10 protein-coding genes are annotated in these 12,986 nt (G+C 64.0%); 3 read left to right on the forward strand and 7 right to left on the reverse strand.

All coding sequences use genetic code 11. From position 1 onward, the window contains the following. Positions 1-24: 24 nt before the first annotated feature. The 3 genes from HZS55_RS13160 to HZS55_RS13170 all read left to right on the forward strand — a co-directional run bounded on the left by HZS55_RS13160 (position 25) and on the right by HZS55_RS13170 (position 3,964). Positions 25-2,184 (forward strand): alpha-L-arabinofuranosidase, encoded by a 2,160-nt coding sequence (locus tag HZS55_RS13160; protein WP_179908118.1) that lies wholly within the window; start codon positions 25-27, stop codon positions 2,182-2,184. 72 nt (positions 2,185-2,256) lie between these two features. Next, a complete protein-coding gene (locus tag HZS55_RS13165; RefSeq protein ID WP_179908119.1) occupies positions 2,257-3,030 on the forward strand; it encodes a DUF1405 domain-containing protein in 774 nt (257 codons plus the stop codon). Between the two features lie 91 nt (positions 3,031-3,121). Further along, positions 3,122-3,964: a phytanoyl-CoA dioxygenase family protein gene (locus HZS55_RS13170; RefSeq protein ID WP_179908120.1), complete on the forward strand. Its 843-nt coding sequence runs from the start codon at positions 3,122-3,124 to the stop codon at positions 3,962-3,964. A 38-nt stretch (positions 3,965-4,002) separates the two neighbouring features. Here the strand turns inward: HZS55_RS13170 and HZS55_RS13175 are convergent, their stop codons facing one another. The 7 genes from HZS55_RS13175 to HZS55_RS13205 all read right to left on the reverse strand — a co-directional run bounded on the left by HZS55_RS13175 (position 4,003) and on the right by HZS55_RS13205 (position 12,973). Beyond that, entirely contained in the window at positions 4,003-4,329 is a 327-nt protein-coding gene (locus tag HZS55_RS13175) for an AAA family ATPase (protein ID WP_179908121.1), read from the reverse strand. 406 nt (positions 4,330-4,735) lie between these two features. Further along, positions 4,736-6,313, reverse strand: coding sequence for a potassium channel family protein (locus HZS55_RS13180; protein ID WP_179908122.1), 1,578 nt, complete (start codon positions 6,311-6,313; stop codon positions 4,736-4,738). 355 nt (positions 6,314-6,668) lie between these two features. Next, positions 6,669-9,389 (reverse strand): valine--tRNA ligase, encoded by a 2,721-nt coding sequence (locus HZS55_RS13185; RefSeq protein WP_179908123.1) that lies wholly within the window; start codon positions 9,387-9,389, stop codon positions 6,669-6,671. Positions 9,390-9,722: 333 nt separating this feature from the next. Beyond that, positions 9,723-10,064 (reverse strand): 2Fe-2S iron-sulfur cluster binding domain-containing protein, encoded by a 342-nt coding sequence (locus HZS55_RS13190; RefSeq protein WP_179908124.1) that lies wholly within the window; start codon positions 10,062-10,064, stop codon positions 9,723-9,725. An 88-nt stretch (positions 10,065-10,152) separates the two neighbouring features. Beyond that, entirely contained in the window at positions 10,153-10,863 is a 711-nt protein-coding gene (locus tag HZS55_RS13195; protein ID WP_179908125.1) for a hypothetical protein, read from the reverse strand. Positions 10,864-10,979: 116 nt separating this feature from the next. Continuing rightward, positions 10,980-11,894, reverse strand: a complete 915-nt coding sequence (locus HZS55_RS13200; RefSeq protein ID WP_179908126.1) for a DUF6807 family protein — start codon at positions 11,892-11,894, stop codon at positions 10,980-10,982. Continuing rightward, complete coding sequence (locus HZS55_RS13205) at positions 11,891-12,973, reverse strand: Gfo/Idh/MocA family protein (protein WP_179908127.1); 1,083 nt, start codon at positions 12,971-12,973, stop codon at positions 11,891-11,893. Before HZS55_RS13205 ends, HZS55_RS13200 begins: the two co-directional genes overlap by 4 nt. Positions 12,974-12,986 lie beyond the last annotated feature (13 nt).

The raw sequence follows: 12,986 nt of genomic DNA on the forward strand, positions 1-12,986 counted from the left end.
GCGGGGCCGCCCCTCGCCGAACGCATGACCGACGCACAGCCGACGGACGACCCGTTCGCGGCCGAGGTGACGGTCGACACCGGTGACCGGAGCGACTGGACGGTCTCCCCCCGGATCTTCGGCGCCTACGTCGAACACTACGGGCGGGAGATCTACCCCGGTATCTACGCGGAACACGCGACCAACAACTCCTTCGAGCCGTGGCACTTCGACCGGAAGACCGCCGAGCGGAGCCGGCTCGCCTACGACGAAGACGACCTCCCCGAACACGAGGGGGTCGCCTACCCGTGGCAGCCGGTCGGCGACGCGGACTACGAGACGCCCGCCGGCGGCGTCCACGGCGGCGACAGCCGCCGGTTCCAGCGAATCGCGGTCGCCGGCGACGGCACCGCGGGCGGCGTCTCCCAGCGCGTCCCCCTGCCGGACTACCGCACGACCGAGTACGACCTCTCGGTCTCGGTCCGCGGCGAGGGCGTCGACGCCGTCGAGGCGCGACTGACCGACTTCGACGGCGAGACGGTCGCCTCGGAGTCGCTCCCCGTCACCGGCGAGTGGGTCCGCCACGAGGACCGCCGACTCGAACTCGCCGGCGAGAGCGACGTCCGGTATCCCGCCGAAGGGACCGACGGCAACTTCCGCGACATCTCCGCCCCGCACGGCGAGTACCGCCTCCAGTTCGTCGCCGCCGGCGACGGGCACGTCGACCTCGACTGGGTGATGCTCGTGTCCGGCGACGCCGTCGACGGGAGGTGGAACCCCGAGATGCTGGACCGGATGGAAGCGCTTGACGTCCAGTCGATCAAGTGGCCTGGCGGCAACTTCGCGAGCCACTACCGCTGGCGCGACGGCGTCGCCCCGCTCGAAGACCGCCCCGTCAGCGAGGCGCCCGGCTGGAGCGGTCTCGACCCGAACTTCCTCGGGACCGCCGAGTACGTCGAACTCTGCCGGAAGATCGGCGTCGAACCGATGATCACGGTCGGCTGGTGGGAGGAGATCGGCCCCGAGGAGGCCGCCGACTGGGTGGCGTACTGTAACGGCGACCCCGAGGAGACCGAGATGGGGGCGCTTCGGGCCGAACACGGCTACGAGGACCCCTTCGACGTGCGCTACTGGGAGATCGGCAACGAGGTCTGGGGCGACTGGCAGTTCGGTCACACGTCCGACCCCTGGGAGTTCGCGAGCGGGTCCGACGACCGCGCGGGCGCCGACGCCTACTACGACGCGATGACCGCAGTCGACCCGGATATCACGGTCTTTGCCGATCTGCTCGATCCCGGATACACGCGCTTCGAGGCGGACGCCGACGAGTGGGCGGAGGCGCTGTTCGCGGAGGTCGGCGACCGCATCGACGGCGTCGACACCCACCACTACAACTTCGGTATCCGTCGCAGCGACGACGACAGCCCCGAAGAGTGGGTCGCGGAGCACGACGCCGAGCCGCTGGATTACGTCGAGACGCTGGTCGCGTACCCGACGCAGTACGAGGGGCTGTTGGCGGGACTGGCCGCGGACGCCGAGGCGGCGGGCGTCGACCCGTTCGTCGTCAACGTCGGCGAGTGGGGCCTGTACGCCCACCTCGGTGAGGACTGGCCGGACCTCGGGATGGGGACGACCGCCAGCGCCGCCTACACCTCGGGGATGTTCGGCGCGTTCGTCCGGCAGGGCGGGGCCGTCCGCCGCGCCTCCCACACCCACATGCCGGTCAAGCAGTTCCCCGACACCGGCGGGACGAACGCCACGCCGCTGTCCCCCGTCGCGCGGGTCCAGCAGCTCTACGCCGAGGTGATCGCCGACGGCCGCTCGTGGCGCGCCCTCGGCGTCGACGTCGGCGGACCGACGCGGACGCTCCCCGAACTGGGCACCCGGATCGAGCGCATGGAGGGCGTCCCGTACGTCGACGCGACCGCCGTCGTCGACGACGCCGGCGACGAACTCGCGGTCTTCCTGACGAACCGCGACCTCTCACGCGAGGGGACGGTGACCGTCGACCTCGGCGCCGACGCGGCCGGCCGCTCGGTCACCGTCGAGGTGCTGGAGCCGACGGGGAGCCCTCACGACGGCCAGGAGTCCCGGTCGGAACCCGACGCCTACCGGATCGACCGCTCGGCCGAGACGGTGACCGACGACGGAACCGTGGACGTCGCGCTCGCTCCCTCGGCGGTGGCGCGGCTGCGGATCGACTGACGCTCTCCGGACGCGACCGCTCGCCCGCGCGGACCACTACCGTTTTTGCCCGACGGGGCCGTTCCATCCCGCATGTCCGCCTCCGACGGTGTCGGCCGGCGCGTCGAGCAGGTCGTCGCCCGCTACTTCGACGCGCCGCTCCCCGACGGCGAGGGGCTCCCGGCCTCCGTCGCGCCGCTCCCCGACTGGCTGGAGGACTTGGGTCTCCGACTCGCGTGGCCCATCGCGCTGGTCAACCTCGTCGGCACGCTGTTCGGTTTCTGGTACTACGCCGGGCAACCCGTCGACCTCGCGCCGCCGCTCCTCGGGGGCCAACTGGGCGCCGCGCCCCTGGCCGCCTACCCGCTCATCCCCGATTCGCCGGTCGCGACGCTGTTCATCGGCCTCTCGCTGGTCGCCTGGAAGCTCGATATCGACGCCGGGCCGCTGCACATGCTCGCCTTCTTCGGCTGTATCAAGCTCGGCCTGTGGACGCCGTTCGTCCAGCTCGTCCTCAACGGCCCCGGCGGCATCGCCGCCTGGCTCTACTGGTTCCTCATCCTCAGCCACCTCGCGATGGCCGTCGAGGCGTTCCTGATCCACCGCTACGCCGCGTTCTCGGTGGGGTCGGTCGCCGTCGCGCTCGCGTGGTACGGGTTCAACGACGTGGTCGACTACTTCTGGCCGATTCTGGAGGGGCCACACCACACCTGGCTGCGCGCCGAGCCGTTCGTCGCGGCCGGACTCCCCGACCACAGCGTCGCCGCCCACGACCTGGCCGCGGCCTGGGCGGTCGTGCTCACGCTCGTCGCGACCTTCCTCGCGCTGGCGACCCGCGTCGAGAAGGTGAAACGCGGCGCGTCGTGAGGCCGGTATCCCCACCGGCCGGTCGTCGAGAACTCCGGGAAGGAGCTTCCGCGGTCCGAAGCTATACCCCCGGGTCGGCCATGGATGGGGTATGGTATCGTTCAGCGATTCCGAACGCAGGGCGTTCGCGCGCAACGGCTTTCTCGTGCGCGAGGACCTGCTGTCGCCCGGGCTCGTCGACGACGCTCGCGCCGCGGTCGTCGACGCGATGGACGCCGACCCGGACGACCCCGAGGCCCTGATCGGCGCCGGGTACGAGGTGGCGCTGGAGGGCGTCGAGCAGGCGCCGCTGACCGCGATCGCGGAGGCGCTGTTCCCGGCCGCCGAGGCCCTCGTCGGCGAGGGCGTCCTCGCGCCGCCGGGCGCGGGGATGCAGGTCGCCCTGGAGTTCCCCGACGGTGACGCCGCCGACCCGGCCCACGGGCCGAAGACCGTCGACGGCCACCTCGACGGCTACGCCGCCTTCGACGAGAACCCGGAGGTGACGACCTTTCAGCTCGGCGCCGCGGTCTACTTCGACGACGTGCCCCCTCGCGGCGGCGGCTTCACCGTCTGGCCGGGCTCTCACCGGGTCGCCGCCGAGTACTTCGGCGACCACGCGCTCGAATCGGTCGGCGGGAAGCCGACCAACTCGGAGCTCCCGGCGACCGGTGAGGCCCCCGACGAGTGGGACTACGACCGCCGCCTGCACGACCAGCGGGACCCCTACGAGGTCGCGGGGTCGGCGGGCACGGTCGTCCTCTGGCACGGCCTGCTCACCCACGCCGCCGGGATCAACACCGGCGAGCGCGTCCGCATGGCCGGGATCGAGCGATTCGCCCGCGAGGATATCGACGACGTTCGTCGGGACGCCGCTTCCAATCTCTTCGAGTACTGGCCGGCGATGGCCGGCGTCCCCTTCGTCGAGGGCGGCGAGCCGATCGTTTCGGAGTGAGTCGTGGGTGGCCCAGTAACCGGGGAGTTCGTCGAACGTCAGCCGGTTCGTGGTTCGCGTCGGCGTAGGTGGTCGCTCAGATTTCGGTCGCGCACGAGTGTGTGGAGCGCCGTGGCGGTCGTATTGTCGGCCATGCAGTCGACGTAGCCCCAGCGAATGCCGAGACTCTCGCGCTCCAGTTGGGAGAGGACGTACTTCGCGATCGTCGTCTTCCCGGCGCCGTTCGGACCGAAGATTGTGATATTTTCAGCGTGGTCGAACTGGATGGGGGCTAAGACGGACGAGAGATGGTCGATCTGCCCCTCTCGGTGGTGTAGATCTCCCGGGACGAATTCCGGGCGGAGAGCACGAGCGTCAGTTATCACAGCAGATGACTATTATTTACTTTCTTTTAGCTATTAGCCATCCAGAGAGAAAGCTGAATTCGACTGTTCCATAATTGATATATAGTCAACATCCTCTTCGCGCGTATACTTGCTCTCAGTTTTCTCGTTGGGCGCCCTATTAATATCTGGCTCGGTGTTTTCGTGTCAGAGCTCCGCATTACTGCGGCAGTATCAGTTATAGTTTTCTGGGTAACGTTGTATCCGTTCGGACAACGGAGTCGCTGGCTCTCCTCCTGCGTTATAGTCTATAACTTCTTGACCGGCATTGGTGAGTTTGTGATGAGATATAAAATACCTACTCTGAGATTTTCAAGTATAGTGAAACTCCGAGCTGGGGAACAGGATATAAACGTAGAAGGCTTGCAAATACTCAGTAAGTGATCTTCTATCGAGATGCCTGTTTCCCGAGTGAATAAACAAATAGCGCAATCAAGAAGGAGCCAATAAACGATTCAAAAGAGGCAAGCCCCTTGCTAAACCAATTTGATGGCTGTAAGTCAGCGTATCCCAAAGTAGTGAATGTTATTGAGCTGAAATAGACTGATTCTAGTATTACTTCGGCTAGTTCTAATAATACCTGACGAAGATCCCCGCTACCCAAAATACTGCTGTAATCAATCATTTCGCTATTGGAATTAGATAGAGAGATTCCACCGATTCGTGGAAGGGGATACAAAAAGGAGCATCCAAGAATTGTCCCAATTGATAATCCTACGATACGAATTGGTTCCTCACCATATCTAGATGTAGTGTCAAGTAGATAGTTTGTGAGGACATCTACTACACTGTTATGTCTCGTTGTATTCGAACTCCTTATTTTACGAATTTTGTGTTTACGTAGCCATCTCATCTCATTAATAAGAAATCTAGACGCTCCCTCTTGATCTCCGATTTCATCAGATGCATTCTTGGCTCTCATATAAATCAAGGATTTATCGAGATCATCTAGTCTTTCTAACTCTTCAGAATCTCTCACTAATTCACTCTCCACTGTGGACTTTGTCCTAAAGTGATCGAGCACAAACGAATGGAGGTCCCAACCATCATTAGAAAGCTCTTCTCGATATTTTGCAAAGTTCGTCCCCTGAAATTCTGTATTATTAAATCGAAAATGACGGAGTAAAGGATACAGAGAGGAACTACCTAGATCTAAATCCCCGAAAGTAGCATTATCGCAGACATACGCAAAGTAGCCATTGTCATTTGATTCTGGTAGTCTTCCAGAAGATATGTTAGATTTCCTTAGATCAACCACGTGTTTTCCCATAGATTTTGGCCGGAAATCAAAACGATCGTATTTACATTCATAAAATGAATTTTGAGCAGGCAATTCTGAATCTTCCATTATTACTTCCTCAAATTCTGACTCTCTTTGAGAATGTCTCTCTTCCACAACTGTCTGAACACAAGATAGTAACGATCCAGTACAATTTAAAATTGAAAGAGAACTTAGCTCCATATCTGCTAATACAGTCAATCGTCCGAATGTGCAATTATAAAATCCAAGCGAGAGAGATTCAGTTCGGTTCATGTGGACCTTTTTTCGAAACACGCATCCGTTGAAAATCGCTTTTTCCTGAATAACGGAATCTAACATCCTAAAATTATCATCGAACTCTGTGTTTTTGCACTTTATTTTATTTATAGATGCGCTTGAAAATTTTACTTGCCCATTCATTTGCCCGTTCGAAATATCGACCTCATCAATATCAGCCCCAAGAAATGAGATCTCATTCTGTACATTAGAGTCTGTGATTTCAACTTTCCCATCAATCTCGCAAAAGTCAAAATTAAGGAAAGGATCTGACGGTATCTTGTGAGCAAAGAACTGGAATCTTAGCTCGGGTAGTTTTGATCCGAGGAATACGAATCCTCTTTTGTCCTCTGATCTTATTATATTGATTAACTCTTCATAGATATCGCCCGGCTGAATCCCATTGGCCGACTTCTTCTCCAGAGACATATGAAATATACAATATTCAGACGATTCATGAGGTGTATGTTCACAGCTCCACTGTGTACCCTCAATTTCATCGGGAATGTCTCTTTGGTGAGAGTCTGGGAATTGATATTTGCAGACCATAGCTTTAGCCTATTTCGTCAATATCATTAATTCTTCGACATTCCGCAAGATATTCTGGTCTCTCATTGGTCGTTAAAATCATTCACCCTCTTGCAGTTCTATATTTGGATAGAAATGTGAAACGCAGGGCGGGTGGTGATTACGAGGCAACCAGATCTCGACACCTCGGGAACGGTCGACCAACCGGAATAAATTTCGATTACACGTCTCTCACGAGAAACGCGAAACCCGACCGTCAGCCGACGATCAGGATCGCCGACTCCGTCTCGATCATCTCGCCGTCGCCCGAATACGTTCGCGCCTCTTCGATCTCGTACATCTCCGAATCCAGCTCGACGCCGGCGACGTGCAACTCGCCGTCGACTTCCTCGAACTCACCGCTCTCGATGGCGGCGTCGATGTCGCCGACCTGACTCCCGTACTCGGGGCCGACCAGCGAGTAGTCGAGGTCGACGCCGGTGACTTCGGTGGTGACCTCGGGCGCCTCGTCGAGCGTCTCCAGATCCGCGACGTGCATCGCTTCGGCGACGGCGTCCTCGAAGCCGGCGACGTTGCCGTAGACCTGAACCTGACCCAGATCGGCGTTGAGCGCCAGCCCGTTGTCGGTCTTGTAGCGCCGCAGCGCGGCGATGACTTCCATCGCCGTCTCGCCGGCTTCCAGATCCGCCTCGTAGCCGCGGGTCTCCGGCCAGTCGACGGTGTGGACGGAGTCCAGTTCCGCACCGCCCTCGGCGTAGAGGCGCTGCCACAGTTCCTCGGTGACGTGCGGGAGGAACGGTGCGAACAGCTTCAGGAACGTCCGGTGGGCGGTCAGGAGCGCGTACTCCGTCGAGCGTGCGTCCGCGCCGCCGTCGGCGTCGTCCAGTCGCTGTTTCGCGATCTCCAGGTAGTCGTCGCAGAAGGAGTTCCAGAAAAAGGAGCGCAGTTCGTTGCGGGCCTTCGAGTACTCGTGGGCCTCGAACTGCTCGGTGAGCGACTCGACGGCGTCGTCGAGTTCGGCGAGCATCCAGCGGTCGACGGCGGCCAGATCGTCTTCGTCGGGCTCCTCGACCGCGTCGGGCTCGGGGGTCAGCTGGTCGATGAGTCGCGAAGCGTTCCAGAGCTTCTGGAGCAGGCGCTCGCCGGCTTCGAGGTCGCCCTCCTTGTAGGGGAAGTCGTCGCCGACGGAGGCGCTGGCCGACCAGAAGCGGATGGCGTCGACGGGGTACTCCGCCATCACTTCCTCGGGCAGGACGACGTTGCCCCGCGAGGAGGACATCTTCTCGCGGTTCTCGTCCAAGACGTGCCCGTTGATCATGACGCTCTCGAAGGGCACCTCGCCGGTGTGCTCGTAGCACTTGACGACGGTGTGGAACAGCCAGAACGAGATGATGTCGTGGCCCTGCGGTCGCAGGTCGAACTGGTACAGCTCCGGCCGCTCCATCGTGAACTCCTCGCGCTCCGCGTCCCAGTCCCAGCCCGCGTTGATGAGCGGGGTCAGCGACGAGGTGGCCCAGGTGTCGAAGACATCCTCCTCGGGGCGAAGCTCGTCGCCGCCGCACTCCGGACAGCTATCGACCGGCGGGTCGTCGGCCAGCGGGTCGACCGGGAGGTCTTCCTTCGCGGCCATGACCGTCTCGCCGCAGTCGTCGCAGTACCAGACGGGGATCGGAATCCCGGAGTCGCGTTGGCGGGAGATACACCAGTCCCACTCCAGCCCCTCGATCCAGTGCTGGTAGCGGGTGAACATCTTCTCGGGGTACCAGTCCATCTCCTCGCCGGCCGCGAGGTAGTCGTCGGTCCGGTCGAGCATCTCGACGTACCACTGCTCGGTGACGAGGTACTCGACCTCGGTGTCGCAGCGCTCGTGGACCTGAACGGTGTGGTCGTGGTCGCGGCTCTCGACGAGCGCGCCCGCGTCGTCCAGATCCTCGATGATGGCCTCGCGGGCCGCCTCGGTGGTCATCCCCTCGTAGTCGCCGGCGAGGTCGGTCATGGTGCCCGACTCGTCGATGGCGATGCGCAGCGGCAGGTCGTGGGCCTGGTACCACTCGATGTCGGTCTGGTCGCCGAAGGTACAGCACATGACGATGCCGCTGCCGGTCTCCAGGTCGACGCGCTCGTCCTCGATGATGGGGACCTCCTGGCCGAAGATGGGGACCCGCGCGGTGCCGCCGACGAGGTCGGCGTTGTCCTCGTCGTCGGGGTGGACGAACACGGAGACGCAGGCCGGCAGGAGTTCCGGCCGGGTCGTCGAGATGGTGAAGGCGGCGTCGTCGTCGGCCTCGCCCGAACCGGTCTCGATGAGGTCGAAGTCGATGTCGTTGAACTTCGTGTGTTTGTCCAGGTCCTCCTGTTCGACCTGGGAGATGGCCGTCTCGCAGTCGGGACACCAGATGGTCGGGGCGCGCTGGCGGTACTCCCGGCCCTGCTCGTACAGGTCGATAAAGGAGAGCTGGGAGATGCGCTGGACGCGCGGCTCGATGGTCTTGTAGGTGTTCGTCCAGTCGATGGACATCGCCAGCGACTGCATCTGGTCGGTGAACTCGGACTCGTAGTCCTGGCAGACCTCGCGGCACTTCTCCTGGAACTCCCGACGGGTGTAGTCCTGGTGGCGGATGCCCAGTTCCTGCTCGGTGAGTCGCTCGGAGGCGATGCCGTTGTCGTCGTAGCCGAAGGGGAAGAACGTGTGCCCGCGGGCCATCCGGTGGTAGCGCGCGGCGAAGTCCTGCAGGGTGTGGGCGTAGAGGTGGCCCATGTGCAGGCTCCCCGAGACGGTCGGCGGCGGCGTGTCGATGGAGTAGACGAGGTTCGGGTCGACCTCCCCGTCGGGGTCGTACTCGTAGGTGCCCGCCTCGACCCAGCGGTCCTGCCACTCGGGCTCGACCACCTCGGGGTCGTACTCGCCGGGGAGCGCCGCCTCGGTGCGGTCGTCGGTCTCGGCCGATCCCGTGCCGTCGTCGCCGTCGGCGCTCATCGCGACTCACTCCCTGCGGACGAGTGCGCTCGTGCCCCGAGCGCGGCGGGTATCGGGCGGTGCGTGCTGGCTGTGAGTGTCGTGTCGTACATCGGTCTGTCTGGCGGATAGTCGTCGAGCGGTGCGAACGCGGTCAGAATGGAGGTGTGTCGGGGCTAGGGGGCCCCTACACGTACGGCGGTCGCTACTGCGGACGGCCGGGGCTCGTTCGCGGCGCGAGCGTCGGTTCCGTCGAACGGCCCTGTCATCGGTAGAGAGTGGTCGAGGGGCGGAAATAACTCTTACGTCATCGCGACACGCCGTCGCGTCGACACGAACTCCGGGTCGCGCCGGTCAGTCCCCCTCGCTCACCGGCCGTTCGTCGGTGTGTTGCCCCCAGAAGCCGGGGAACTTCTCGACGACCAGATCGCCCTCGACGCGGGTCTGACAGGCGAGTCGGAGCCCGGACCCGGCATCGTGGGGCGGGAAGTCGAGGCGCCAGCGTTCCCGGGCCGTGGGGTCGCTGATCGGGCCGTCGACCGCCACAGCGCAGGTGCCGCAGGTTCCGTGTCCGCGGCAGTTGGCTCGCGTCGCGGCGCCGTTGTGGGGCACGATACCGGCGTCGAGCAACACGTCACGGAGGACCGCTCCGCGCTCGCAGTCGACCTCCCGGTCGCCGTATCGGACCGTAGGCATGGATCGGCGTTGGGGAGCGACCGGCTTACGCGTTCGGACCGGAGCGTCGCGTTCGAACGGCACGTCGGCGCCTCCCGTTCACTTCCGATCAGCCGCCGAAGGGTCGCTCGTCCGCGAGGTCGAACAGGTGGACGATATCCTCGCGGCCGTAGTGGTCGAGCAGCTCGCGAAGCGACCGGAAGGTGAGGGTCTCGGTCGCGCCGGCGTCCGCGAGCGCCAGATATCGCTCGCCAAACACCGGAATATCCTTGTTAGTCACTGCTTCGAGCCCCTGGAACTTCCGCGGCCGCAGTTCGTCCAGGTCGATCCCGTGGTCGTAGTCGGCCCAGGGGGTGTCGGCAGTCTCGATGGCGACCTCGGTGCATGCTTCTTCGAGGCTGGTGTACTCCCCGAACTCGGCCTGGGCCGACGGCTGGATGTCGTCGTGGGTCAGATCCTCCTCCAGCAGCGTGGTGATTCGCTTGTACGGGCCCGTTCGTTCGGGGCGTTCGCTCATCGCGGCTTCGGCACGGCCGACGAGATGGACGAAGTCGAAGCGTTCCCCGCCGTAGGTGAGGCAGACCTCACCGGGGCGGTCAGCGATCCACTCGCACGTTCGGTCGACGAGGTCGAGTTCACCGTCGGGGTCGCCGGTCTCCCGGTACAGCATCTCGGTCTCCCGCTCGCCGTCGGGGCTCTCGTACCCGAGCACGACTGCGAGCAGTTCGAAGTACGCGGAGTCCTGAAAATCGGGCGGTCGCTCGTAGTGGTCGAGCGACGGACTGACCGTCTCGATGTCGAGGGCGAATCTGCCGGTCACGTGCCGATCGAATCCGTTCGACTGTCAAAAGGATACGGATGGTCACGTCGACCCGACTCGCTCCGTCGAAGCCCCGACGCGGACCGCGGCGGTCACCGCCACCCGCGACGGATCGACTACGCCGAATCGAGGAACGACTCGTAGGCCCGATTCACGCGCTCCTCGTCGGGCGTTCCCGAGTGGACCCACAGGCCCCACGTCCACGACTCGGACTCGCCCGCTTCGAGCGTCTCGACGGTGCCCCAGGTCGGGTTCGCGGCGAGGAAGCCGAACGGCTCGTCCATGACGAACCAGTTGACCGGCTCCTCGCCGTTGTCGGGGTGGTCGAACATCGCGACCCCGGCCGACCACGGCTCGCCGACCGCGGCCGCGCCCGGCCGTCCGTCCAGCGGTCCCGAGTAGTCACACCACCGCGCCGCGGGACCGCTCGCCGCCCGCGGCGGGGACGTTTCCCCAGGATTCTGCCCGTCGGGAAGCAACACGCGCCCCTCGCGCAGGCTCCGGGCGAACCGCAGGCTCAGTCCGCTGTAGTGGCCGTGCAGCGTCTCGCTGGAGAGATGGCGCCGCTGCCCCAGCGCGGTCACCTCCTGCTCCCAGGTCAGGAGATACCCCTCGTCGTCGGGTTCGCCGATACGGACCGTCCGGGTGTCGCCGAGCAGCTCCTCGCCGGCCTCGGTCCGCCAGGTCGCGTCCTGTTCGAGGACTGCGCCGCCGTCGTTACTCTCCCGCACCTCGAACTCACCGGCCTCGGCGAACCCGTGAGGCTTCCCAGCGGCGGCGTTGGGTTCGGACTCCCAGCAGTTGATCCCGTCGACGAGCTTCTGACAGAAGAACAGTCCGAAGTGCCAGGGATGGTCGTGGGGCGAGGAGACGACGAGGTTTTCCCCCGGCTTCGTATCCGCGCCGGGCGGCAGCGCCAGCGTGTCGAAGCCCGGCTTGCTCCCCGCCGGGTCGGCGTCGTAGCGCGCCAGCAGCGTCCCGTCGGCGGTGACCGACACCGCGCCGTCCGCGACGGCGGTTTCGAGCGTCATCGCGCGGCCTCCCGTGCATCCGCGAGCACCTCGTCGGTCGTCACGCGCTCGCCGTCACGGGCCGCACTCTCGTAGATCGCTCGAATCGCGGCCATCGTCCCGAGGTTGTCGCGCCCGCTCGTCAGCGGCTCCGCGCCCGAGTCGACGCAGTCGACGAAGTGCAGGATCTCGTTGACGAACGCGTCCGAGGTGGGCAGGTCGGTACTGCCGCCCTCGACTGCCTCGAACTCTTTCCGGTGGTCGGGGTCGTCGCGGGTGTTGATCCGCGGCGTCGGCGAGCCGACGTAGCCCTCCCCTTGCTGCCCGTCGGGCAGCGTGTGGACCACGCCGTCGTCGCCGAGCAGCCAGAACGACTCGGTGTAGGGCATCGCCGGCGCCGAGAGCGCGACCGAGAAGTCGGCGATAGCGCCCGATTCGAACTCCAGCATGCCCGTCGCGTAGTCCTCGGCGTCTTCGAAGGCGTCGTCGACGGTGCGAGTCCACGCCGCCGCTCGCGCAACGTCGCCGAGGTAGTACCGGAGGAGGTCGAGCTTGTGGACGCTGTAGCCGATGACGCCCCCGCCGCCGGCCTTCTCGCCGTCGTAGAGCCAGTGGCCCTTCGGGAACAGGTCGGCCTGGTTGACCAGCGCGTCACAGCGGGCGTGGCGGATCTCCCCCAGTTCGCCCGCGTCGACGCGCTCTTTCAGCGCCCGGTACGGCGGGTGATACCGCTGCATCTGCCCGACCAGCAGCGTCAAGTCGCGCTCGTCGGCCAGCTCGACGAGTTCGACGCAGTCGGCCAGGTGGGGGGCCAGCGGCTTCTCGATCAGGACGTGCTTCCCGGCTTCCAGTGCGGCCTTCGCGACCGGGTAGTGAACGTGGTGGGGCAGCGCGACGTCCACCGCGTCGATATCGGCCTCCGCCAGGAACGTCTCGTGGTCGGTCCAGTACTCGACGCCGAACTCCTCGGCGACTGCTCCGGCTTTCTCCGCGTCCACGTCGCAGACGCCCGCCAGTGTCGCTTCCTCCGAGTGGTTCTCGTAGGCCGGCAAGTGTAACTCCGAGATACCGCCGGCGCCGATCAGTCCGATCCTCGTCATGGATTCGTCTCGG

It is taken from the genome of Halosimplex rubrum (assembly GCF_013415885.1).
GTDB classification, from domain to species: Archaea; Halobacteriota; Halobacteria; order Halobacteriales; family Haloarculaceae; genus Halosimplex; species Halosimplex rubrum.